Here is a 23,969-nt window from a genome sequence, read left to right as displayed (position 1 = left end):
CGTGCAAGAACTCAAACGGCTTGGTGATATTATCAAGCGGGACCCTTTCAGAATGGATTGCCTTCATGCCTTGCGGTCGCTTGATTTACCGCAGGGCTACATAGGTGCAGGATTTGTGCGAAATGCTATATGGGATGATTTGCACGAAAGGGTTAAACCAACGCCGCTTAACGATATTGATGTGATTTACTTTAGCGATGAAATCACAGTATCTCAGAATGTTGCAGTAGCCCAGACTTCAACAGAACCAGCATTTCAACAACAAGAACACTCATTAATAACTGCAGACGCTAAATCAGAAATAAAAAACCAAGAAAAAGCCATTGAACGCCAGCTAACCCGAATAATGCCCCAAGCTAATTGGCAGGTGAAAAACCAGGCGCGTATGCATTTGTCTCACGGACATGCTCCCTATAATAATTGCCACGACGCTATTTCATATTGGATAGAGCGAGAAACCTGTGTTGCGGTTCGCTTATTAGCGAATGATGATTTTGACGTACTTGCACCATTTGGCCTAGTTGCAAATTTCGCCGGCACCATAAGTATTAACCCCCAATATCCAAGACCCGATGTTTTTAGTAAGCGAGTCGGATCTAAGAATTGGCTTGACGTTTGGCCTTTACTGAAGCTGCGCGAACAAAGGTTAAAATAGGTCTAGCTACTTTCTCAAAGAGTTGTTCGTAGTAATATCTACTACCTTAGCGGCAATAGAGGCTATGGTTGTATTTTCGCTCATGGCCTGTTTTTGCAGTCGGCGATACGCGTTGTTTTCGCTTAGGCCAAATTGCTCCATGACTACCAGTTTTGCTCGGCTTATCAGCTTCTGATCTTGAATTGCACGTTTAGCTTCTTCAAGCTCTCGCCCCATGTCTTCTATATGCTGGGCTTGTGAACGCAGTAAGTCGTAAAAAGAGCGGTGAGCAGATAAGGTTTTAGTCTGCTCATTGAGTGACAGCGTTTTAATTTCGTCGTCTTTTGTATCTTCCGCTAAGCCCGGCATACTAGGATCAAACAATAAGGTGAGCGGCGAGCCATCATTAGCGTGCTCATCGTTAAAGCGCGTAAGCAACTGTTGATGATTGGCCATTTCATTTTTTGCATTGGCAACTTTACTGTTAGCTTGTTGTGTTAAGGCTTCTGTCAGTGCTACCTCGATACCTTGCATTGCATCTATGCGACGAGTCGCTACATCGAACCAAACTTCAGATATTTCAGCGGCAATAGGGCTGCCGTCTCCAAGCTGCGCGATCATATTTCTAAGCTGTGTAATATCTATTGCCGCTGGGCTTTTATTTAAAGCATCCAACGCGTCCTTATGCGGCTTACAGCTAAATTCACAGAATATATTGAAGTGATGTTCTTGGGCTTGCTGAAGCGCAGCAAGTTTTTCACATAAACGCGCGTCGAAATGGGTTTCGGCAAAACCAATTGCCCCCCACGCTCGCTCTTGCCCAGCATACTCTTTGGCCTGCATGAAGTTGAACAAAGCAACCAGCAAACGGGTAATAGTTGGGTCGCTTGCTATATCTGCTGCTTCAAAAATGACAGTAAGTAAACTTGCCACTAAACGGCTGTAGGCACGAGTTGATTCCAGTGGCGTTAGCTGCTGCTTACTGACTTGCTCTCTTAAGCGTGGCAGATAGTCTGTCGCCTGCATGGCTAAAGTAATACTGCTCAATAAACGTGGGTTGCCTGAAGTAATCTCATCAGTTAAGTAAAGAGACTTCAAATGGCTTTTTAGCATTGACTCTGCTTGTTCACTAGCACTGACATACTGCATTCGCTCAGCTTTGTAGCGCTCGGCTTTAGATGCGAGAAAGATATTGCTGGCTCCGCGCTCTTTTTGCAGTTCATGTATAAGCTCACGAACCGCAATAACAATACGACAGTTGCTAGAAAGCTGTTCTAACACCGTGATCTCTGCATGTTTTGCGGCCAGCAAAAAACGTTTCGTGGCATCACTACAAAGCGCAATGGTTTGTTCAGGTTCGTGTAGCATAAGAGGCCCTGCTAAATGTTGGTTTACGCAATTCGCTTTTTTATTGATAGTTTTTTTGCGAAGTATTGCTTTAAAGCACGTTGAATTAAGCAACACTTATGCCCTGTTTATCAGAATGGAGTTAGGCAAAGCCTGGATGGGGGAGTAATGCGCCGAATGCTTAACAGACGTCACTTTTATAGGTGTAACGCAAAATTAATTGCAATTCGGTGAGTTAAAAATGACGGGCACTTTAGAAGAGAGTGTAAGCGGATTGCACATTAGTGGTGCAATCCGCCTTTAGATACTTGGATTTAATATCAAAAGCTAGTTTCTAACCACGCGGAGAAACCAACCGACAAAGAGAGAAATCAAGAAACCGAAAAAGGCAATCATAGTAGTAATGGTAAGCATCTGGCCGGAGAAGTCTGCATTTTCCCCGGTATGTTCGCTTACAAGCATTCCTGAAGCCTTAAAAATAAACAGCGCAGCGACAGAAAATAGTAAGATAACGGCGGTAGACATAATGGTGGCTTTCCAATAAGCCTTTGGCGACATCCAATGAATCGCGCCTGCCACTAACACGCACAAAATGGTAAGAATATAAGGTACCACGTAAACTCCTCGTTAAATAAGGCCTATGCCTTACGTCATTGCCACATCATCAAGTGCAACTTAAGCAAAGTAGCGGATTAACGTTACGAACTAATGCTACGGGCTAATGCTACGGGCTCATGCTACGAGCTAAGCGCACCGAGGGGCTAGTTTATTAAAATACTGCAATACGATGCCACGTAAGATGCCTTTTGTCAGCAAAGGCCTTAAAATTTAGCGCGTCTTACACTAAACCTAGAAGCGACATTAACAAGAAACTAAATGGCGTTTGCCTAAGTTGTCTTGCCGCTGCGTCCTCTAAGCAGTGTTTATGCATCAGTAACAATCTATTAAAAGATTTTAAGCTACAATGGTGATAGAATCGCCGAAAAATCATCCTGCCTACTTGGTGTACTGCTATCACGCGGTGTACGCCACGGTGGGTTGTTGTGTTTAACATCTTAGCTTCTGAGAGAACATGTTCGATTTAATTACCAGTAAAGACAGCAACGTTAAAAACGACGTGCTATCAGGTATTACCGTGGCGCTAGCCTTGGTCCCTGAAGCCGTAGCATTTGCATTTGTAGCCGGCGTAGAACCAATGATTGGTCTTTATGCGGCTTTCATGATGGGCTTGATCACTTCCGCTATTGGTGGCCGCCCAGGAATGATTTCTGGAGCTACTGGCGCCATGGCCGTTGTAATGGTGGCACTGGTTGCCCAACACGGCGTGCAGTATTTATTTGCCGCGGTTATTTTGGCAGGTTTACTGCAAATAATGTGCGGTATTTTCAAGCTCGGGAAGTTTATTCGACTGGTGCCATATCCGGTAATGCTAGGCTTCGTAAATGGTTTGGCGATTGTTATTTTCCTGGCGCAGTTAGGCCAGTTCAAAGTCACTAACGCAGCCGGTGAGTTGCAGTGGATGGAAGGTACGCTGCTATATTGGATGTTAGGGCTTGTGGCGTTAACTATGGCTATTATCTATTTACTACCAAAGCTAACTAAAGCTGTACCTGCGTCGCTGGTAGCGATTGTTACGGTAACCTTGTTAGTACACGGTCTTGACCTTGAAGCGCGCACTGTAATCGACTTTGTTCGCGATTTGCTACCAGCTGACCAGCGCGATACCGCAACGCTAGCGGGTGAACTTCCTAGCTTTGCTATTCCTATGGTGCCGTTCACCTGGGAAACCTTCATGATCATTTTGCCTACCTCAGTGATTCTTTGCTTGGTTGGTCTTATAGAATCGCTTCTTACCCTTTCATTAATTGATGAAATGACGGACACCCGCGGACGTGGTAACAAAGAGTGCGTTGGCCAAGGCGTTGCAAATACCGTAAACGGTTTCTTTGGCGGTATGGGCGGTTGCGCCATGATTGGCCAAAGTATGATTAATATTAACTCTGGTGGCCGTGGCCGCTTGTCTGGTATCACCGCGGCGGTTGTATTATTAGGCTTTATTCTATTTGCTGCTCCGCTAATTGAAATGATTCCTCTCGCTGCCCTTGTTGGCGTTATGTTCGTGGTGGTTATCGCTACATTTGAGTGGGCGTCATTCAGAATTATTCGCGGCGTAAACAAAGAGGATGCGTTCGTACTTTTCCTAGTAACAGGCGTTACCGTTATCGCTGACCTGGCTATTGCGGTTGTGGTGGGTGTTATCGTTTCCGCACTGGTGTTTGCATGGAAACACGCTCGTCATATCGAAGCGAGATCCCATATCGATAACGACGGTTGGAAAGTCTATGAGCTAGACGGCCCGCTGTTCTTCGGCTCGGTATCGCATTTCAAAGACCTGTTTGATATTGCCAACGACCCTAACGATGTAGTTATTGACTTCAAAGACTCTCGCATTTGGGATTCATCAGGTATTGATGCGCTAGATACCCTTGCTGACAAATACGAAGAGCAGGGTAAAAAGCTACACATTCGCCATATCAGTGATGAGTGTCGCTCACTGCTTCGCAAGGCCGATAAGTTTGTTGAAATTAATGTGGTTGAAGATCCTCGCTATCGCGTAGCGACGGATAAGCTGGCCTAAGTTATTTGAAAGCCTTAATGCACCAAGTAAACACAGTTTTGCGTTTGTTTGGTGCAGTTGTGAAGTCTGAATAATGCTTATTTTGTAGTAAATCAAATAAAAACAATTGCTTACGGTTTTGGCACTGAACTTGGATAGCTATAAGCGTAAAGTGTGTTTTGGTGATTTGTGTCAATCGCTGAAAATTGTGTGATTTATAACACTCCGTAAAATGTGTTAGCCGACCTAAACCGTTGGCAAAATAGGCAACGAAGCCCGCATCAACGAAAGTTGAAGCGGGCTTTTTTTTGTCCCGAAAAAAGGGGAATACCATGACTTCATTGGACTCAAAAACGCAAATTGTCGTCGTAGGCAACGGCATGGTGGGGCATCATTTTGTTGAGCAGCTTCACCAAAGCGATGCCAATGTAGAAATAACCGTTTTATGCGGTGAGTCACGCCTTGCGTACGACCGCGTTTATCTGTCATCTTTTTTTAGCGGCGCGAGTGCTGATGACTTAGCGCTTACTACACCCGCTCAGTACGCCGAGTGGGGCGTAAACGTAGTTACCAATGCCTTGGTTACCGATATAGACCGTGACAATAATAAGGTGACGACTTCAGAAGGGCAGGTGTTTAGCTACGATAAGCTTGTGCTAGCCACGGGCTCATACCCATTTGTGCCACCCATCCCTGGCAACGATCAAGAGCATTGCTTGGTGTACCGTACTATAGACGATCTACTCGCTATTGAAGCTTCAGCAGCGGTTAGCAAAGTAGGGGTTGTTGTTGGTGGTGGGCTGTTGGGTTTAGAAGCTGCTAACGCATTAAAGCAAGCTGGTCTCGACACCCACGTGGTTGAGTTTGCCCCGCAGCTTATGGCGGTACAGCTAGACCAAGCAGGTGGTAACGTTCTTAAGGACAAAATTGAAGCGTTGGGCGTTACGGTTCACACTCAAAAGGCAACGCAAACTATTGAGGCCGGTGATAACTGCCGCTATAAAATGGTGTTTGCTGACGGCACTGCACTAGAAACTGACATGATTCTTTTTTCTGCTGGTATTCGACCTTCCGACCAGCTCGGCAGAAAGTCAGCGCTAACACTGGGTGAGCGCGGCGGTATTGTCATTGATAACCACTGCGTGACATCTGACCCAAACATTTACGCTGTGGGTGAATGTGCGCTGTGGGATAATAAAATCTTTGGCCTGGTAGCACCTGGATATACCATGGCGCGCACGGCTGTAAGTCATATCACCGGCGGCGATGCCGAGTTCACAGGCGCAGATATGAGTACCAAACTCAAGCTAATGGGCGTTGAAGTGGGCTCAATTGGCGATGCCCATGAACGTACAGAAGGTGCGCTTAGCTACACCTACTTAAATCAGCCTGAAGGCGTGTATAAAAAGCTGGTAGTAGATAGCGAGCAAAAGCTTGTGCTTGGTGCTGTACTCGTTGGCGATACCAGCGACTACGATACGCTATTACAATATGCGCTTAACAGCATCGAATTGCCTGAACATCCAGAGAGCCTCATTCTGCCATCATCTGATGCCGCACCAGCATTAGGTGCCGATGCACTGCCAGACACTGCGTCTATATGCTCGTGCCTAAATGTAACGAAAGGCGACATTGTCTCAGCTATTGAAGGTGGCTGTTGCAGCGTTGGCGATGTAAAAGGTGAAACTAAAGCCAGTACTGGTTGTGGTGGATGTGCTGCGTTGCTTAAAAATGTAGTAGATAGCGAGCTTGAAAAGCGCGGTGTTGAAGTATCAAAAGCGATTTGTGAGCACTTCAATTACACCCGACAAGAGCTGTTTCACATTGTTAAGGTTAACGGCATTCGCACCTTCGACGAGCTACTAGAGCAGCATGGTGAAGGTCTAGGGTGTGAAATTTGTAAGCCCGCTGTCGGCTCAATTTTAGCCTCGGTGTATAACGACTACATTCTTAAGGCTTCACATCTTCCTCTGCAAGACACCAACGATATCTACCTTGGCAACATGCAAAAAGATGGCACGTATTCCGTTGTACCGCGTGTACCTGGTGGCGAAATAACGCCTGAGAAGTTGATTTTGCTAGGTGAAGTGGCAAAAGAATACAACTTGTACACCAAGATCACGGGTGGTCAGCGCATTGATTTATTTGGAGCGCGCGTAGAGCACTTACCGGATATCTGGGAAAAACTCGTCGCTGGCGGTTTTGAAACCGGCCATGCTTACGCGAAGGCACTGCGTACCGTGAAATCGTGTGTGGGCAGCACATGGTGCCGCTACGGTGTACAGGATTCTGTTGGAACTGCCATTGACTTAGAGAATCGTTATAAAGGCTTACGTGCGCCCCACAAAATTAAATTTGCCGTCTCGGGGTGTACCCGTGAGTGCGCAGAAGCCCAAAGCAAAGACATTGGCGTTATTGCTACCGAGCAAGGCTGGAACCTGTATGTTTGCGGGAATGGCGGCATGAAGCCTCGACATGCAGACCGGTTTGCCACCGACCTAGATACCGAAACCCTAATTAAGTACATCGACCGCGTGCTGATGTTTTACGTGAAAACGGCTGATCGCCTACAGCGCACATCGGTATGGATGGACAACTTAGAGGGTGGGCTAGCTTACTTGCAAGATGTTGTAATCAACGATGCACTTGGCATTAATAGTGAGCTTGAAGCGCAGATGGATGCTGTGGTTGATGCCTATCAGTGCGAATGGAAAACTACCATTGAAAACCCTGAGTCGCGCAAGCGTTTCCGTCAATTTGTAAACAGCAATGCTAGCGACACCAACATTCAGTTTGTTTCAGAGCGAGGCCAGGTTCGCCCAGCTACTGAAGCTGAAAAAGTAGCGGGTAAAGATCAGTTCATTCCTGTCTCTATGGTGTAGCCACTGGCTTATCAACCCTGTTAGGAGAATCAAATTATGTCAGCAGCGCAAAATGTAATGGCGTCAGAACCACAGCAAGTGCAATGGCACTATGTTTGTGAGACGAACGACTTAGTGACAAACAGTGGGGTTTGCGCCCTTGTCGACTCACAGCAAGTAGCGCTTTTCAGTTTGAAGATAAACGGCGAAACCCAGGTTTTCGCCATTAGTAACTACGACCCTATTGGTAAAGCAAACGTGCTTTATCGCGGGCTTTTGGGGTCGATAGGCGGTGCGCCAGTTGTCGCTTCGCCGTTGTACAAAGAGCATTACTTTTTAGAAACCGGGCTGTGTAAAGAACACGATGATGTGTTCGTCACGGCTTACCCTGTGAAGGTCGAGGGCGAGAAGGTCTTTGTAGGCATTTAAGCAAACTGACCCTATTTGAATGCCCACATGAATAGAGTCTTCTTGCAAAAACGCATTCAACTACTTCGATATCGAAAAAGGTAATGAAATGAATATGGCTACACGACAACCCGATATGATGTCTGAACAATTAAGACAAACAACATGCCCATACTGCGGCGTAGGGTGTGGTGTAGATATCAGTTGCAACGTAAGCAAGCGTGCCACAACCCTGGACACTGTTAAAGGCACGCCAGAGCATCCCGCCAATTATGGAAGATTGTGTGTTAAAGGAACAAACCTGCTTGAAACAAACGACCTAAATGGACGTTTGCTTCACCCAACCATTGCAGGTCAATCGGTGGATTGGGACACGGCCACCGATGTGATTGCGGATAAGATCACATCTACCATTGCGCAGTATGGCGCGGATGCCGTTGCTTTTTATGTTTCAGGCCAGCTTCTTACTGAAGACTACTACATTGCCAATAAGCTTATGAAAGGTTATATCGGCAGTGCCAATATAGATACCAACTCTCGACTTTGCATGTCATCAGCGGTAGCTGCTTATAAGCGCGCCTTTGGTGAAGACGTGGTGCCTTGCGATTACACCGACCTGGAATGTACAGATTTATTGGTAATTACGGGAAGTAATACGGCGTGGGCCCATCCTGTGCTTTTTCAGCGCATTCAGCGAGCAAAGCTGAAAAATCCGAATATGAAGGTCATTGTTGTTGACCCACGCAAAACCGAAACCTGTACCATTGCCGATTTACACCTTCCTATAAAGCCGGGTAGCGACGTTGCGCTATTTAACGGTTTACTCAGCTATGCAAACGCGCAAGGCCGAATAGACAAATCCGCCGTTGAGACCTATGCCGAGGGGCTTGATGAAACGCTTGAAAGTGCAAGTGGCTTAACGCTGGATGACGTGGCTAGCGTATGCGATATAGAAAAAAGCAAGGTTAAGGCTTTTTTCGACGCATTCTGTGAAGCATCTAGCGCCATTACTTTTTATTCTATGGGCGTTAATCAGTCTTCCGCTGGCGTAGATAAAGCCCAAGCCATTATTAACTGCCACCTAGCTACAGACTTGATTGCCAAAGACGGGTGTGGGCCGTTCTCAATCACAGGTCAGCCCAATGCCATGGGAGGGCGTGAAGTCGGTGGTTTAGCTAACATGCTAGCTGCCCACATGGATTTAGAAAATCCTGAGCATATCGAAGCAGTAAAAACCTACTGGGACGCACCCGTTATGCCCAAAGGTCTGGGGCTTAAGGCGGTAGACCTTTTTAACGCCATTGAAGAAGGTAAAGTAAAATTCGTTTGGATAATGGGGACTAACCCTGTTGTCAGTATGCCCAACCGAGGACAAGTTGAGCGCGCACTTTCAAAGTGCGGGATGGTCGTAGTGTCTGATATTGTTGAAGCGAATGATACGCTTGACTACGCCCACATTGCCCTCCCTGCTACGGGTTGGTCAGAAAAAGACGGCACAGTGACGAACTCAGAGCGCCGTATTTCACGTCAGCGGGGCATATTGCACCCGCCTGGAAGTGCAAAACACGATTGGCAAATACTGTGCGACGTGGCGGCTAAAATGGGTTTTGGCGAGGCATTTAGCTTTACTCATCCGTCGCAAATATTTTGTGAATACGCTGGCTTAACTGGCTATCACAATAATGGCAAACGCCAGTTAGACTTATCACCTTTGCAAAGTCTAAATGAAGCTCAGTACAACGCTCTATCACCTATCCAGTGGCCTTTTTATAACGCGGTTTTGAATACTCCCTCATCCGGTACCAAGCTTAACGCAAACACTAAGCCCAACCTTATCAGTAAGCGTCCTTTTGAAGATAAGCAGTTTTCGACGCCTAGCGGTAAGGCTAAACTGATTCCCGTAACCTATAAAGCCCCATTGCAGGTTATGTCAGACGCTTACCCTTTTGTCGTTAACAGCGGTCGAGCTCGAGATCAATGGCATACCATGACGCGCACGGGTAAAGCCGCAAAGTTACTCGCCCATATGCCCAGCGCCCCTGTATACATAAACCCAAAAGACGCTGCTGAGTTAGGTGTTGCAAATAATGACCTCGTCTCTTTGACAAGTGCAGTGTGTAAAGACGCCCCTGTTATCTATCCGGTAAAAACGGATACGGATATGCGCAAAGGCGAAGTATTCATTCCCATTCATTGGTCTGCGCAATGGGGGTCGCACAGTAAACTAGGTGCACTTTACGCGAGCGCGGTAGACCCAATTTCAGGGCAGCCGGAACTAAAGCATGCTGCAGTGGCTATTGCACCTGTACGTTACGCTACGTATGGAAAACTCTTTTTATCGTCAAAAATACAATCGGCACACGACTCAAAAAGCAACATTGATAACCCCAGTATTGATAATCCCAACATCGATAATCCCAGCATTGATAATCACGATGCGCTGAAGAAAATATGTGATTACTGGAATAAAACACCACTTGAAGCCGAAAGCGCTACATCGAAAGGAAGTAGTTCTGAAGAATCACTATCAGTATTAAATGTAGCCTCCAACAAAAGCCGTCGTGAATTTACTCAAAGCTTGATACCACAGTTACCGCAAAACGCGGTGCTATTACAGTTTCAACATCACACTTTTTCAGTATGTCTTGCGCTTGTCGATGGCTTACTGTGCTTCGCTGCATTTTTGGGTGATGAGCCAGAAAAAACAGGCGCGGCTCTTGTGGCGGCAGACACAACAAGCACGTGGACTGTGCCGAATGCGTGGCTTGCCAGCCTATTAAATACGGCGATTTCCACTGAGTCACAACGCAATTTATTACGAGGCCAAGTGGATGACGCATTTCTAAAAGGCGATGTAGTTTGTAGCTGTTTTGAAGTGCGTGAAAGGACGATTACAGATGCCATCACCAAAGGCTGTTCATCGGTAACCGAACTTGGTAAGCAGTTAAAATGCGGCACGAACTGTGGTTCTTGTAAGCCCGCCTTGTACGAGCTTATAGACAAGCATTTAGTTATAGAAACCCAATCTGTTTAGGAGCGTTAAATTATGTCAATTGCATCTAGCTGGTCTTTACCGTTTTTGCGCACCTTATTCAAACAGCAGAAACCTCTGTCTAATCTTTTTTATCGCGATGCCACTGTGGCTAAGACTTCGACTACTCGCCAGCGTTCTGGCAATTTCAAACCCTTGGCTAAGTATTCGTACCTAGACAGGTGGCTGAATACAGAAAACCTTGGCGATGAGCGCAATGAACAGGGCCAAGTATTTATTGTAGGTGCAGGTCCTGGCGATGCAGAGCTACTTACCTTAAAAGCGCTTCGCCTTTTACAGCAAGCTGACGTGGTACTGTTTGACGCACTTGTAAGCGAAGATATCCTTTCGCTTATTCCATCTAGTGTAACGAAAGAATATGTAGGAAAGCGCTGTAAGAAGCATAGTTTTACCCAAGACGCTATTTGCAAGCGGGTGGTTGATCTTGCCAGTTTGGGCCACACCGTGGTGCGACTAAAAGGTGGTGACCCAGCCTTGTTTGCGAGAACCTGTGAAGAAACCGATGCGCTAACAAAAGCTAACATTTCTTTTGCTATTGTCCCTGGTATTACAGCCGCATCGGGCGTGTCTGCCTATACGGGTATTCCTCTTACCGACAGGCGCTGTGCCCAATCGGTGAGTTTTATGACTGCACACTTTAAAGATGCAGAACAATGGCCTGAAATGGCACCGATGGCGCAGAATGTATTAAAGCAAACCATGGTGGTTTATATGGGGCTAAGCCGCCTTGAGGGGCTTTGCAAAGGTTTGATACAGCACAAGGTGCCAGGTTCGTGGCCGGTAGCGGCAGTTGAAAATGCTACATCGCCTCACCAGCGCGTAATCACTGGCGAGCTTGCCAATATACATGGCAAAGTAACAGCGGCAAATTTAACTGGGCCCACGTTACTTATATTTGGAAAGGTGGTAGAGTCTCGACAACAGGTAAATACACTTCTACTTCATTCATCCGAACATGCAGCAACCATTTAGCGAATACATTAAGATTATTGGTAAGGGTCAAAAAGGGGGGCGTAGCCTTACCCGTGATGAAGCTTATCATGCCATGAAAATGGTATTGGCCAATGAAGTAACCGGCGATCAACGGGGCGCATTTCTTATGTTACTTCGCACCCGTGAAGAGACGCCAGAAGAAGTGATTGGTTTTGTCGATGCGTGCCGAGAACTGATTGAGCCTGAAGTTAAGACACTTACCCCAACGTTAGATATTGGGTGTTATGCAGGAAAACGTCGTCAGCTTCCTTGGTACTTACTGGCCGTAGCCGTACTAGCCAAAAACGGTTATTCCATTATGCTTCACGGTGCCCATGAACCCGGTTCTGGTCGTCTTTATGCAAGCATAGCATTGCCAAAGTTGGGACTACCTGAAGTCACCAGTATCGCTGAGGCAAACCAGCAGCTTGCTGATAAAGGCGTAACCTATCTCGATTTATCATATTTACTGCCCGCGCTTGATACCATTATTAAGCTGCGCGACGTGTTTGGGCTACGCTCTTGTGCCAACACCCTAGCCAGACTATTGAACCCCACTAGCGCAGAGTTCTGTGTGCAAGGGGTTTACCACATGCACCTTGACCATAAGCATTGTCGCGTTAATGAAAATTATCCGTCGATAAACGCTCTTTGTTTTCGCGGCGATGGTGGCGACCCCGAGGTTAACGGAGAACGAGAAACCGAACTTTTCATTACCCGTAATGGTAAAACTGACGAAGTAATAATGCCGGTGGTTGCTGACAAGTGGGCGCTAAAAGACAAAGATATGAACGTAGACGACATGCTTGATGTGTGGGCGGGTAAAGCAAGCAGCCTTTACGGTGAACAGGCCATTTTAAGTACGCTTGCCAGCTATCTAGTGCTTCTACAAAGTTGTGATGTTGCAGATGCTTTATCGCAAGCACGACAGCTTTGGGCGCAGCGAGATAAGAGCGCATCGCCATTCTAATGACTTGGTTGTGTTGACCATTTACTTTATAAGAGAGCACGCTTAATTGATCGCGAACTACCAGCTTAAACATGGAATTTATCAGAGCATAAAAAGCTTGTTGATTGACGAAAAATCGCCAATCGTCGTATTGCTTAATCGCTGCGTATATACATCGCTTCCGTAAAGTGAGGCTGAGCAAGCCCAGAGCTTGCTTGTTCTGGTTCACAGGGAAAGATCTTTCATAGACCAACAAATATTAATGCTTTTATTTTTATTAATCCCTAATAATCTCGATTCCCTCTGCTATCTTTAATCAAAACCGAAAAAATTAGCTTATCGTTTCAGACACTAACCGTAATGGCGAATGACGGAGCACGTACTATTTCAAATGTGCTGCATCGCCGAAGGCTTACAGGCTGACGAATAAGCGCGCTTAGTTCATCAGGAGCAGAGGATGTTTTTCAAAAATAAAGAGGTAATAGCTGAAAACTTACGTTTGAAAAAGGAGATTGAGGCATATCAAACAGTTCAGGAGGAGCTGCGCGAAGAGATGCTTTATATAGAATTAAACCCTGACGGTAGGGTTAATGCTATCAACGACTTGTGTTCTCAGGCAACTGGTTACTCAATAGGTGAATTAGAGGGAAAGTCTCTAGAGAGATTGATGAGCCAAAGTGCGCTTAGAAAACCTGCTGGACAGGATATGCTCGGTGCGATTAAAACGCATCGTCATTGGCATGGAGCAGTCAGTTTTTTAGATGCGAAAGGTCAAGAAATGTGGGTACGCGGTATTGTGCAGCCCGTTGATGACGCGAACGGTAACGTAAAATATATCGCCTTCTACATGGCAGAACAAACGCGGAACATCACGCATAGCAACGAACTGCGCGATATGATTGATGCGCTCCATCGCTCTTCTGCTGTCATTGAGTTCAATTTAGATGGCACAATAATAACAGCGAATGACAACTTTCTTAAAGGTATGGGTTACACCCTAGAGCAAATAGAAGGTAAGCATCACAGAATGTTTTGTACCGAACAAGAAGCTAATTCAGAAGAATATAAACATTTCTGGCGGGACTTAGCTGAAGGGAGATTAGAATCAGGTAGGTTTAAGCGAATAGACAGTAGGGGCAACGAAGTTTGGTTAGAAGCGTCGTATAACCCAATTAGAAATGAAGACGGAAACCTTTATAAAGTCGTTAAGTTTGCCACTGTCATTACTGAGCAAATGCAGCGTGAGTTTGCAATTTCTGAAGCGGCTAATGTGGCATTTAATATCTCGCAAGAGACAGGAGAGCAAGCCCGCAAAGGTAATGAAGTGCTTAATGCCACAGTGAAAGCAATGAATGAGCTCACCACTCAAATGGGCAATGCGAGCGAAGGCATCAAAGACCTCGATGAGCAATCACAAAAAGTTGCCGATTTGGTAAAAAGTATCAGTGGAATTGCTGATCAAACCAATTTGCTCGCGCTTAACGCCGCTATCGAAGCCGCTCGCGCGGGAGATCAGGGGAGAGGGTTTGCTGTTGTTGCCGATGAAGTAAGGCAATTGGCTTCACGAACAAGCAGTGCTACAGAAGAAATAGTCAACGTTGTTGTAGAGAACAGAAAACTTACTGAAAATGCCGTTCAGCTTATTGAAGCAGGACAGGAAAAAGCCCGAGATGCACTTGAATATTCAACGCAATCAGGTAACGCGATGGGTGAAATTCAAAGTGGAGCAAATGAAGTAGTGAACGCTATCGGACAGTTCACTAAACGTCTATAGATCAAAGCGTCTATCATTCGTGTTAGGCGTGTTTATACGTTTCAATATACTCAATCGTGGTGCTTGTTTGCTCGCACCATGGTTGAACACCTCCCCCGTTTTGGTGCACAAAACCTTTCTTTAGTTTGTAAGTGCCTAGCTATATTTTTCAGTATTTCTTTAATAATCATATGGTTAAATTCTTGGCACGTTGGCTGCAATACATACGTGCAAAACAACGTTGCCATACAAGGCTGCGAATGCGACACGACTGCTTATGCATCGTGTAATGCACAACATTTTCCATAGTGTGAATAAGAAAAATTATCAGGAATCAGTGGAGAACGGTAAGGAAGCTCCAACTTCTCCAGCATTTATGGCAAATGATAATAATAAGAAAAGATGGTTTTATTAAGCTAAAGCTTTTTTATAACCTCCCTTTAAGATGAGGTGTGTGAGCGGGAATTCCTGACTTACCAATAACAACTTGATGCGTTAGTAATTACTCCGATGTTACTAACACGGCAACGAAGCCCACCGTGCTAGACATGTAAATGTCTATAGCTGGTGGGTTTTTTTTTGGCTACGAGGAACACGTATGACTGGGTTAAAGACAACATCATTACTAAAACGCTTTAGAACGGTGGGCGCAAGCGTTTGTGCTGCACTTGTCGTGTCTGTAGCAACATTTTCAACATCTGTTTCAGCACAAGCGCCCGCAGTAGGATGGCCAGAAAAAGAAGAGCTGAAATTTGGTTTTATTAAACTGACAGATATGGCGCCGCTTGCTGTGGCGTATGAGAAAGGCTTTTTCGAAGATGAAGGGCTTTACGTCACATTAGAAGCGCAAGCAAACTGGAAAGTGCTGCTAGATCGGGTTATTGATGGTCAGCTAGATGGCGCTCACATGCTTGCAGGTCAACCGCTTGGCGCGACTATTGGTTTTGGTACGGAATCTCATGTAGTTACTGCGTTTAGCATGGATCTAAACGGCAATGGTATTACTGTATCAAATGAGATTTGGGAGAAAATGAAGGCGTACATTCCACAGGAAGATGGCAAGCCTGTACACCCAATCAAAGCTGATTATCTTAAACCGGTTGTTGATGAATACCGCAACGCCGGTAAACCTTTCAATATGGGCATGGTATTTCCTGTATCTACCCACAACTACGAGCTGCGTTATTGGCTAGCAGCAGGTGGCATTCACCCAGGTTATTACGCTCCTCACAAAGGTGATACCGCAGGCCAAATCGATGCACAAGCGCTATTGTCTGTAACGCCACCACCACAAATGCCAGCGACTATGGAAGCAGGCACTATTTATGGCTACTGCGTAGGTGAGCCATGGAACCAACAAGCGGTATTTAAAGGTATCGGTGTACCTGTAATTACTGATTATGAGATCTGGAAAAATAACCCTGAAAAAGTGTTTGGTGTAAGCCAAAGTTGGGCTGACAAGTACCCTAATACTCACATCCGTGTGGTTAAAGCATTAATTCGCGCAGCAATGTGGCTGGATGAAAATGACAATGCTAACCGTCCTGAAGCAGTAAAAATTCTTGCTAAGAGCAACTACGTTGGCGCGGACGAAGATGTACTGGCTAACAGCATGACGGGCACCTTCGAATACGAAAAAGGCGATAAGCGTGACGTGCCAGACTTCAATGTGTTCTTCCGCTACAACGCTACTTACCCGTACTACAGTGATGCAATTTGGTATCTCACACAAATGCGCCGCTGGGGCCAAATTTCAGAAGCTAAGTCTGACGATTGGTACAAGGAAACGGCCAAGAAAGTCTATAAGCCAGAAGTTTATGCCCAAGCTGCTAAAGCGCTTATCGCTGAGGGTAAAGCAAAGGCATCTGATTTCCCTGAGTTTGGAACGGAAACAGGTTATAAGCCGCCTCAGAGCGAGTTTATTGATGGCGTAACGTTTGATGGAAGCAAGCCTAACGCTTACTTAGAGCAATTTGATATTGGTCTTAAAGGCGACACTGTTCTGTAAGTGTCTCGTAAAGTTGCCTCGTCGACCCTCAGGTGAGACGGGGCATTCACAGCGCAATAGCGCACATTAAGTATCAGGAGCAAGCAATGAGCAAGATGACAACCATTCTTCGCCTTCCATCATCGCCGTCAAACGCAAACTCTTTATTGAGTCGTTTATATCAATCCACGCCTGCGTTGTTGCTGCCTGTAATCGGCTTGCTGATGTTTCTGGCAATTTGGAATGGTGTTGCAAAAAGTATCGATACATCGTTAGGCCAATTTCCAGGCCCTGCACAAGTTTTTGAACAAGCGGGAGCTTTAATAGACGAGCATGTCGCCCAACGCGAAAAGGCAGACGCTTTCTATCAACGTCAAGAAGAACGAAATGCAGCACGTGTGGCGCAAGACCCTACTTATAAGCCGAAGATACGAGACTTTACCGGTGCGCCTACTTTCTTCGATCAAATTTGGACCAGCCTCTACACCGTTATGGTTGGATTTTTTATTGCATCAGTAGTTGCAGTTCCATTGGGTATTTTGTGTGGTTTAAGCAAATCAGCCTACACGGCAATAAATCCGCTTATTCAATTATTCAAACCCGTTTCGCCACTAGCATGGTTGCCACTAGTTACTATGGTAGTAAGTGCGCTTTATGTAAGCGAAGACCCAGCGTTTTCAAAGTCATTTGTTACTTCAGCCTTCACGGTCTCGCTTTGCTGCCTATGGCCAACCCTTATTAACACTGCGGTAGGGGTGTCAAACATTGAAAAAGATCTTATTAACGTGAGCAAAGTGCTGCGTCTTACACCTTTTGCTCACCTTACGAAAATAGTACTGCCATCTTCAATTCCAATGATTTTCACTGGGCTTCGATTATCGCTTGGTATTGGTTGGATGGTACTTATTGCCGCAGAAATGCTTGCCCAAAACCCAGGGTTAGGAAAGTTTGTTTGGGATGAGTTTCAAAACGGTAGCTCAGAATCCTTAGCCAGAATCATGGTGGCAGTATTAACTATTGGTGTCATCGGCTTTGTATTGGACCGTCTAATGTTATCAATTCAGCGCGCGGTAAGTTGGGATAAGTCGAGCGTATTACGCTAATTTTGAGGAGAAATTTATGCATACTAAACATTTAGAATTAGAGCAGGTAGGTATCGACTTCCCAACTCCAAAGGGCCCCTTTACTGCGCTTCAAGATGTAAATCTAAAAATTAGCAAAGGCGAATTCGTATCACTAATTGGTCACTCTGGCTGCGGAAAATCGACTGTGCTGAATATTATCGCGGGTTTACACCAAGCGACTTCAGGAGGCGTAATATTAGATGGCGCTGAAGTGAAGCAGCCTGGACCAGAGCGCGCTGTAGTATTTCAAAATCACTCTTTATTGCCCTGGCTTACTGTTTATAAAAATGTCGAGCTTGCGGTTAAATCAACCATGCGGGGCAAGAGTAAAGGAGAAATGCGCGAATGGATCATGCACAACTTAGAGCTTGTACACATGACTCACGCACTCGACAAATTGCCAAGTGAGATCTCCGGGGGTATGAAACAACGAGTAGGTATTGCCCGTGCATTGGCAATGGAACCTAAAGTGTTATTGATGGACGAACCGTTTGGCGCGCTTGACGCATTAACCCGTGCTCACCTTCAAGACTCGCTAATGGAAATTCATGCTGATTTGGGTAATACCGTCATCATGATTACCCATGACGTGGATGAGGCCGTATTGCTATCTGATCGCATCGTAATGATGAACAATGGGCCCGCCGCCACCATTGGTGAAATTCTAGATATTGAGTTGCCTCGCCCGCGCGACCGATTAGCGCTTGCCGACAACAAACAATATAACCACTACAGACATGAGGTATTAACCTTCCTTTACGATAAGCAGAAAAAGGTTGAAACCGTTACTTCACGTACTAACAACGCATCATCAAAACCCAGCGGGGTGACATCTGAAAAAAAAGACCCTAAAAAATCAGATGCTGCCTAGCACTATCGGCATCTGATAAGGGCGGTAATTGTACCGCCCACAACGTATAACTTTCACTTTTTAACCGGCATTTTCATGCTGGCTGGGTAAGTGTTGGCTAATAAAAAATTAAAATCAAAACCGATAGGGAACACGCATGAACACGTTTAAAAAACTAAGCATTAATATGTTAGCTGCCTCTGTTATGGCAGTACTAGGTGGCAGCGCGATGGCTGCTGATATTCACACTGCGCTAAGCGACTCAAAAGCATGGGCTGACCTTAATTTACGTTATGAAGCCGTAGATCAAGACAACGCGCTAGAAGATGCAAGCGCGCTGACCTTACGCACCCGTTTAGGCTTTAGCTCAGGGAGTGTCAATGGTTTCTCGTTTACCGCCGAAGTTGAAGATAGCCGCATTGTAATGGGGCAAGATGAGTTTACCGTAGGGCCTACTGGCTTCAATGTGGGTGAATACTCAGTCATTGCTGACCCAGAAACAACGGAAGTTGACCAAGCCTTTATTCAATACAAAACAGATGGCTTTACCGCCAAGGTTGGTCGTCAAGTTATTACGCTAGACGACCACAGATTTGTTGGTCACGTTGGTTGGAGACAGGACCGCCAGACCTTTGATGCCGTAAGCGCAAAGTATGCGGCAACTGACAATCTTGAGCTTTTCTATAGCTATTTGTATAAACGTAACCGTATTTTCGCCGAAGCTGCTGATTTAGATTCAAAAGATCATATCCTTCACGCTACTTATAAGTCGAAAATCGGTAAGTTTGTGGCCTACGCGTATTTATTAGAAGTAGATAATGATACAGACAATGCGCTGGATACGTATGGCGTAAGCTATGATGGAAAGATGAAAGGGGACAGTATAAATTGGGCTTATGGCGCTGAGTTTGCTACGCAATCGAGCGAAGCTGGCGCAGGAGAAACAGCCACTGATTTCGATGCGTCTTACCTAAATGCTTATCTAGCCGCAACCTTCTCTGGTGTAACCGCTAAAGTCGATTATGAAGTACTAGGTTCAGATGATGGACTGTACGGGTTTGCTACACCTCTTGCTACTCTACACAAGTTCAACGGTTGGACCGATCAGTTTTTGGGGACACCAGCACAAGGCTTACAAGACCTTAAGTTTTCACTTTCTGGCGGCCTAGCCGGTGGTAAGTGGCTTTTGGCTTATCATGATTTCAGCGCTGACGACAGCAGCAATGGTGTTGATGATTTAGGTAGCGAATTTAATGTTCAATACACCAAGAAATTTGCGGGTAAGTACAATTTCGGTATCAAGTACGGTACCTACGACGCGGGCGATATAAAAGTAGACGCTAATCGCTTTTGGATGTGGGTTGGTACACGTTTTTAAGTGCTAAGCGAATTAACTCTCAGACCTAACCTAGCGTAGCTTCACGAAACTAGATTGGCTAAGTCGTTATTGACTTAGCCAGCCTTTTTCAACGGCAATATCTAGCTGATGAGTAACGTAGTCCCACAGTGCTGGCGCACAAGATTTTAAATGTGCATTTCGCGCTTCAATTTTCTCTCTTGCAATTGAATGGCGTTTCCAGCTTCCCCCATTGTCTTTCATGTTTTGGAAAACGGGTAGCACTCGGTCCATGGCTTTAGCAAATTCTGCATCTGCGGTTTCGGCTGCTTCAAACTCAAGCCATAACTCAAGCATTTCATTATCCAGAGGACTTGGTAACAACCCAAAAATGCGCTTGGCTGCAGCAAGCTCCTTCTCAGCTTGTGCGTCATGGTCGGCTTGCTGGTTAAACGCAAACATATCGCCAGCGTCAATTTCTACGATATCGTGAATAAGGATCATGCGAATAACTCGCGTGATATCAATTGGCTTGGCTGCATATTCACTTAACATGTTTGCCATTAATGCGACGTGCCAGCTGTGCTCTGCTGAGTTTTCTTGGCGATAGTTATCACTTGGAAGCGTAATCTGACGCTTCACTGCTTTGAGTTGATCAAGTTCACAAATGAATTCGGCAAAGTCACTTACTGCATGCATTTGGGGCTCCTAGGCGTAAAAATGGGCGCAAGAGCGCCCATTTCATAATTAAAGGTGTTATTGGTTGTTAAACCAAATTACTTCTGCTCTGACAACCACACGATAAGGTCAGCGATGTCATCGAATGTCATGTCAGAGGTAAACGTTGGCTGATATTTACCGTTGATAATAAAGCTAGGCACACCTGTTAGGTGCTCACGGTACTCATCGATTTGCTGTTGGTTTTTGCGCACCATGCTATTAACGCCGAAGCTCTTCGCCATTTTATCAAACTCTGCACCGTCTACGCCGTTAACTACGAAGATGTTGCGAAGGTCTTTCAGCCCTGTGATAGACGCACGCTGTTTATGAATATAGTTGAAGATAGCGCCGTTCATTGCATCTTCTTGCTTCATTGCACGTGCAATAAGCATAGCTTTGGTAGCATCGTCCTGAACTTCTGGGCCGGTAAAGCGCATAAAGTTTACGTGTACTTTGTTGAACTTAGTACCGTCGCTTTTCTTTTCTTTGATTTGTGCAACGATTGGTTCAAATTGGAAGCAGTGTGGGCACCAAAATGAGAAGTACTCAGTAATTACGGGTTTATCTGTGGCTTCTTTATCAAGCACTTTATAGTGCGTGCCTTCTTTCCATTTAGACGCCGGTTCTTGAGCACAAGCTGTTAATGGCAAAAGCATTGCCATGACAAACATTACTGCAAACTTTTTCATGGATTATGATCCTGTATTAAAAAAACGATTATCAAAGTTGAGATTATCACAGCCTTATTAGCTTAACTAGGACCTGTTTCGCAACAAGGTCTTAGTACGCGATAAGGTTAACATTGTCTGCGATAGGATAAGCGATTGTCGCAGAATAAACCTCTTACTATGAATAGAATATGAATAACATTAATTGCGAAGGGGAGATCATAAGACGTGAGAAAGGGAACGATCTGAAGCCTAGGTTAGCGGTAAAAGAGATGATAATAATTAGATGCAAAAACTACAGCAATACAATAGACGTGGAACTATTGAACGAAAAATGGCTACACCAAGATGTAGCCGGATAAATTGCTAGGCTAAGCCTGAATTAACTACATAGCGAAGTTAACTGAAAAGAGCGCTCGTCGCTCCTGACCCGCATAGCCCACAATGTCTTCATAGTCGGCATCAAATGCATTGTCGACTTTCAACGAGACCTGCCACTGACTGTCAATTTGATAACCGAAGTTAACGGTAGCAAGGGTATAAGCTGAAAGCGCTAACGTTTGAGATGACTCAGGGAATGGCGGGAAGAAAGTGTCGTAGCGACTCCCCGTGTAGGCCAGCTTGGTGTACAAGCTGAACTTTTCTGTACCAAAGTCAGTGGTATAAGTTATCGAGCCTTGATGGCGAGCACGACGTAACTCTGTGCTTGTGATACCACTGTCAGTTTGTTCAGCGTCTAGGTAGCTATAGGCGGCAGTAATGTCACCATAGCCGCTGTCCCAGTTTAGTTCTACATCAATCCCTTCTCGTGAACTATCACCGTCAATATTATCTGCGCTGAACGCCCCCAAGTCAGATACAAACACAAAACCGTTTATTTCATCTTCAAGGTCAGTAGTGTAAGCGCTGATTTGCGCAGACAATGATGTCCAGCTCGCTTTAACACCCACTTCCCATTCTTCACTGGTTTCGGGCTCAAGGTTAGGGTTACCTATAAAGCTCGCTGGGAAGTAACCAAAACGCTCGGTAAAAGTAGGGGCTTTAACGGCTTTACCATAGCTGGTAAAAACGGAGTAGTAATCGTTAAGCTGCCATGTGAGGCCGGCGCGATAACTTACCGCGTTATCAAACTCACTATTGTTGTCGAACCTTGCGCTTAATGTTGCAGTTAGCGACTCGGTAAACTGACTGTTTGCTTCTGCAAATACGCTGTAGGTGTTGTCGTGTTGTTTTTGATTAGGATCGCCAAATACAATAGGGCCGCGCTGGTCAAAAAGACGCTGCAGATATTCAACACCGCCTGCAAAATCCCAATTATCGATAGTGTAAAAACTGGTCCAATTTAACTCAATTCGCTCACCTGTGGTGCCGCCTGTATCTGTACCCGATTCAGTATTATCGTTTTCATCTTTACGATAGTGTGCACTTAATGCCGAGCGGTAGCCTTTATTTGCAGGGGCAAATTCCCATCTTAGCTTCGCGCTTATTTGTGAGCCATCTGTTACGTTATCTGTATCAGCAGGAAGGCCGGTTAATACAAAGTCAGTACCGTCATAGTCATTTTCATATTGAACAGAACGTAAATTCGCGATGAAGGTGTGTTCGGTGGTGGCGGCATAATTGAGGTTTATGCCGGCAGTCATATTGTCATAGCCATCATCTTCGGTACCAACGCGAGACACGTTATCGCCGTCAGTTCGAATATAGCTCGCGTAGGCAGATACACCCACGTTATCGCTTTGTGAGCGCGCATTCATACTGCCCTGCAACGTACCTTGTGTACCAACGCCTGCAGAAAAATCTACGTGAGAAACATTGTCGGCAAACTGGCCAGATTTAGTGGTAATGCTTAGTACACCACCAATTGCGCCGCTACCCCACCTCGCACTTTGCGGGCCGCGAAGTAGCTCAATGCGCACTACGTTGGCGCTAGTTAGGTGAGCAAGGTCAACAAGACTCCCTTGGCCTACATCGTTGGCAACAACGCCATCAATTAAAACAAGCAGATGGTTGGTTTCACCGCCGCGCACGCGCAGCTCTGTTAACCCACCAGGGCTGCCTGACTGAGACAAACTAACGCCAGGTAAGCCGCGAATTAGGTCGGTAAGTTGAAGTGCGCCCGAAGCTTTAATATCGCTTTCAGTGAGCACCGATACTGAGCCAGGCAGTTTATTTAGCGAAATAGGCAGACGCGTGCCAGTGACGGTAAGCGTTTCAATATCTTGATTTGAGGTTTGAGCAAAGGCAGGTGTGCTTAAGCACGAAATAACTGCAGCGCTAAGGGCTGCTTTAGTAAAATGTGTACGCATGGTTTTTATATTGTCTTTGATGCGCTCCACCCGAGCACATGATTAGGGAAAGTGCACGTTTTTGCTTAGTTATGGATGTGAGCAAGCAAACGACACCATGAAGTACAGGCCGGTATCCGGGCTTACTCACCAAGACCGATAAGGTAATGGCTCTTTTGCCTTCCCATCTAATGGCGTCTGATTGCGCTGTAGCGCGTTAACGTATAAAAGACAGTGGCGCAAAGAAAAGAAAACGACAATGCGTTGAGTTTACCGTTGCGGGGGCAGCATCAGCTTTTCACTGATTTCCCGTTTAACTATTGTCACAGTAGTAGTTATGGAGCGCGACAAAAGCACCTACACAAAGCGATTATATAGAACTTAAAAAGTGATAGCGAATACG

General features: G+C 45.6%; 17 protein-coding genes, 1 pseudogene and 1 riboswitch. Of the genes and pseudogenes, 13 read left to right on the top strand and 5 right to left on the bottom strand.

From position 1 onward, the window contains the following. The first annotated feature begins 1 nt into the window (after position 1). A complete protein-coding gene (locus ACXAFM_RS06255; protein ID WP_474827876.1) occupies positions 2 to 655 on the top strand; it encodes a nucleotidyltransferase family protein in 654 nt (217 codons plus the stop codon). Positions 656 to 661: 6 nt separating this feature from the next. On the opposite strand, the gene ACXAFM_RS06250 is transcribed toward ACXAFM_RS06255, so the two are convergent. Then, entirely contained in the window at positions 662 to 2,002 is a 1,341-nt protein-coding gene (locus tag ACXAFM_RS06250) for a nitrate- and nitrite sensing domain-containing protein (RefSeq protein ID WP_474827874.1), read from the bottom strand. A gap of 306 nt (positions 2,003 to 2,308) precedes the next feature. Next, on the bottom strand, positions 2,309 to 2,596 hold the full coding sequence (locus tag ACXAFM_RS06245) for a hypothetical protein (RefSeq protein WP_014948232.1): 288 nt from the start codon (positions 2,594 to 2,596) through the stop codon (positions 2,309 to 2,311). A gap of 457 nt (positions 2,597 to 3,053) precedes the next feature. On the opposite strand from ACXAFM_RS06245, the gene ACXAFM_RS06240 reads away from it, so the two are divergent. The 12 genes and pseudogenes from ACXAFM_RS06240 (at position 3,054) to ACXAFM_RS06185 (ending at position 19,932) form a co-directional block, all read left to right on the top strand. Next, positions 3,054 to 4,619, top strand: coding sequence for a SulP family inorganic anion transporter (locus tag ACXAFM_RS06240; protein ID WP_014978293.1), 1,566 nt, complete (start codon positions 3,054 to 3,056; stop codon positions 4,617 to 4,619). Positions 4,620 to 4,930: 311 nt separating this feature from the next. Beyond that, the gene (nirB, locus tag ACXAFM_RS06235) at positions 4,931 to 7,480 is read left to right on the top strand and encodes a nitrite reductase large subunit NirB (protein ID WP_474827872.1); all 2,550 of its coding nucleotides are present in this window, start codon (positions 4,931 to 4,933) and stop codon (positions 7,478 to 7,480) included. Between the two features lie 36 nt (positions 7,481 to 7,516). Next, entirely contained in the window at positions 7,517 to 7,888 is a 372-nt protein-coding gene (gene nirD, locus ACXAFM_RS06230; protein WP_474827870.1) for a nitrite reductase small subunit NirD, read from the top strand. A gap of 88 nt (positions 7,889 to 7,976) precedes the next feature. After that, positions 7,977 to 10,901: a nitrate reductase gene (locus tag ACXAFM_RS06225; protein WP_474827868.1), complete on the top strand. Its 2,925-nt coding sequence runs from the start codon at positions 7,977 to 7,979 to the stop codon at positions 10,899 to 10,901. A 12-nt stretch (positions 10,902 to 10,913) separates the two neighbouring features. Next, on the top strand, positions 10,914 to 11,891 hold the full coding sequence (gene cobA / locus ACXAFM_RS06220) for a uroporphyrinogen-III C-methyltransferase (protein ID WP_474827866.1): 978 nt from the start codon (positions 10,914 to 10,916) through the stop codon (positions 11,889 to 11,891). Then, entirely contained in the window at positions 11,875 to 12,861 is a 987-nt protein-coding gene (locus ACXAFM_RS06215; protein ID WP_474827863.1) for a glycosyl transferase family protein, read from the top strand. The genes cobA and ACXAFM_RS06215 overlap by 17 nt, the downstream gene beginning before the upstream one ends. A gap of 436 nt (positions 12,862 to 13,297) precedes the next feature. After that, positions 13,298 to 14,026: pseudogene (locus ACXAFM_RS06210) on the top strand (PAS domain-containing protein); the annotation flags it as partial. Between the two features lie 48 nt (positions 14,027 to 14,074). Further along, positions 14,075 to 14,614: a methyl-accepting chemotaxis protein gene (locus ACXAFM_RS06205; RefSeq protein ID WP_474830526.1), complete on the top strand. Its 540-nt coding sequence runs from the start codon at positions 14,075 to 14,077 to the stop codon at positions 14,612 to 14,614. 577 nt (positions 14,615 to 15,191) lie between these two features. Further along, positions 15,192 to 16,601 (top strand): CmpA/NrtA family ABC transporter substrate-binding protein, encoded by a 1,410-nt coding sequence (locus tag ACXAFM_RS06200; RefSeq protein ID WP_474827861.1) that lies wholly within the window; start codon positions 15,192 to 15,194, stop codon positions 16,599 to 16,601. 86 nt (positions 16,602 to 16,687) lie between these two features. Continuing rightward, a complete protein-coding gene (locus ACXAFM_RS06195; protein ID WP_474827859.1) occupies positions 16,688 to 17,683 on the top strand; it encodes an ABC transporter permease in 996 nt (331 codons plus the stop codon). 16 nt (positions 17,684 to 17,699) lie between these two features. Then, complete coding sequence (locus ACXAFM_RS06190; protein ID WP_474827857.1) at positions 17,700 to 18,575, top strand: ABC transporter ATP-binding protein; 876 nt, start codon at positions 17,700 to 17,702, stop codon at positions 18,573 to 18,575. Between the two features lie 136 nt (positions 18,576 to 18,711). Then, positions 18,712 to 19,932: an alginate export family protein gene (locus ACXAFM_RS06185; RefSeq protein ID WP_474827855.1), complete on the top strand. Its 1,221-nt coding sequence runs from the start codon at positions 18,712 to 18,714 to the stop codon at positions 19,930 to 19,932. A gap of 66 nt (positions 19,933 to 19,998) precedes the next feature. Here the strand turns inward: ACXAFM_RS06185 and ACXAFM_RS06180 are convergent, their stop codons facing one another. The 3 genes from ACXAFM_RS06180 to ACXAFM_RS06170 all read right to left on the bottom strand — a co-directional run bounded on the left by ACXAFM_RS06180 (position 19,999) and on the right by ACXAFM_RS06170 (position 23,587). Then, positions 19,999 to 20,589 (bottom strand): HD domain-containing protein, encoded by a 591-nt coding sequence (locus ACXAFM_RS06180; RefSeq protein WP_474827853.1) that lies wholly within the window; start codon positions 20,587 to 20,589, stop codon positions 19,999 to 20,001. Between the two features lie 77 nt (positions 20,590 to 20,666). Further along, positions 20,667 to 21,299: a thiol:disulfide interchange protein DsbA/DsbL gene (locus ACXAFM_RS06175; RefSeq protein WP_334059125.1), complete on the bottom strand. Its 633-nt coding sequence runs from the start codon at positions 21,297 to 21,299 to the stop codon at positions 20,667 to 20,669. A gap of 365 nt (positions 21,300 to 21,664) precedes the next feature. Next, positions 21,665 to 23,587: a TonB-dependent receptor plug domain-containing protein gene (locus ACXAFM_RS06170; protein WP_474827850.1), complete on the bottom strand. Its 1,923-nt coding sequence runs from the start codon at positions 23,585 to 23,587 to the stop codon at positions 21,665 to 21,667. 90 nt (positions 23,588 to 23,677) lie between these two features. Continuing rightward, positions 23,678 to 23,942, bottom strand: a riboswitch (cobalamin riboswitch). Positions 23,943 to 23,969 lie beyond the last annotated feature (27 nt).

Source organism: Alteromonas sp. ABD4_190 (genome assembly GCF_056160105.1).
This window is presented reverse-complemented; position numbering and strand designations above follow the sequence as displayed.

What these genes read in the sequence shown, in the direction of transcription:
- ACXAFM_RS06200 (WP_474827861.1), top strand. Translation starts at nt 15,192, where the DNA reads ATGACTGGGTTAAAGACAACATCATTACTAAAACGCTTTAGAACGGTG.
- ACXAFM_RS06175 (WP_334059125.1), bottom strand. Translation starts at nt 21,299, where the DNA reads ATGAAAAAGTTTGCAGTAATGTTTGTCATGGCAATGCTTTTGCCATTA.
- ACXAFM_RS06225 (WP_474827868.1), top strand. Translation starts at nt 7,977, where the DNA reads ATGAATATGGCTACACGACAACCCGATATGATGTCTGAACAATTAAGA.
- ACXAFM_RS06185 (WP_474827855.1), top strand. Translation starts at nt 18,712, where the DNA reads ATGAACACGTTTAAAAAACTAAGCATTAATATGTTAGCTGCCTCTGTT.
- ACXAFM_RS06180 (WP_474827853.1), bottom strand. Translation starts at nt 20,589, where the DNA reads ATGCATGCAGTAAGTGACTTTGCCGAATTCATTTGTGAACTTGATCAA.
- ACXAFM_RS06240 (WP_014978293.1), top strand. Translation starts at nt 3,054, where the DNA reads ATGTTCGATTTAATTACCAGTAAAGACAGCAACGTTAAAAACGACGTG.
- cobA (WP_474827866.1), top strand. Translation starts at nt 10,914, where the DNA reads ATGTCAATTGCATCTAGCTGGTCTTTACCGTTTTTGCGCACCTTATTC.
- ACXAFM_RS06170 (WP_474827850.1), bottom strand. Translation starts at nt 23,587, where the DNA reads ATGCGTACACATTTTACTAAAGCAGCCCTTAGCGCTGCAGTTATTTCG.
- ACXAFM_RS06215 (WP_474827863.1), top strand. Translation starts at nt 11,875, where the DNA reads ATGCAGCAACCATTTAGCGAATACATTAAGATTATTGGTAAGGGTCAA.
- ACXAFM_RS06195 (WP_474827859.1), top strand. Translation starts at nt 16,688, where the DNA reads ATGAGCAAGATGACAACCATTCTTCGCCTTCCATCATCGCCGTCAAAC.
- nirD (WP_474827870.1), top strand. Translation starts at nt 7,517, where the DNA reads ATGTCAGCAGCGCAAAATGTAATGGCGTCAGAACCACAGCAAGTGCAA.
- nirB (WP_474827872.1), top strand. Translation starts at nt 4,931, where the DNA reads ATGACTTCATTGGACTCAAAAACGCAAATTGTCGTCGTAGGCAACGGC.
- ACXAFM_RS06250 (WP_474827874.1), bottom strand. Translation starts at nt 2,002, where the DNA reads ATGCTACACGAACCTGAACAAACCATTGCGCTTTGTAGTGATGCCACG.
- ACXAFM_RS06190 (WP_474827857.1), top strand. Translation starts at nt 17,700, where the DNA reads ATGCATACTAAACATTTAGAATTAGAGCAGGTAGGTATCGACTTCCCA.
- ACXAFM_RS06205 (WP_474830526.1), top strand. Translation starts at nt 14,075, where the DNA reads ATGCAGCGTGAGTTTGCAATTTCTGAAGCGGCTAATGTGGCATTTAAT.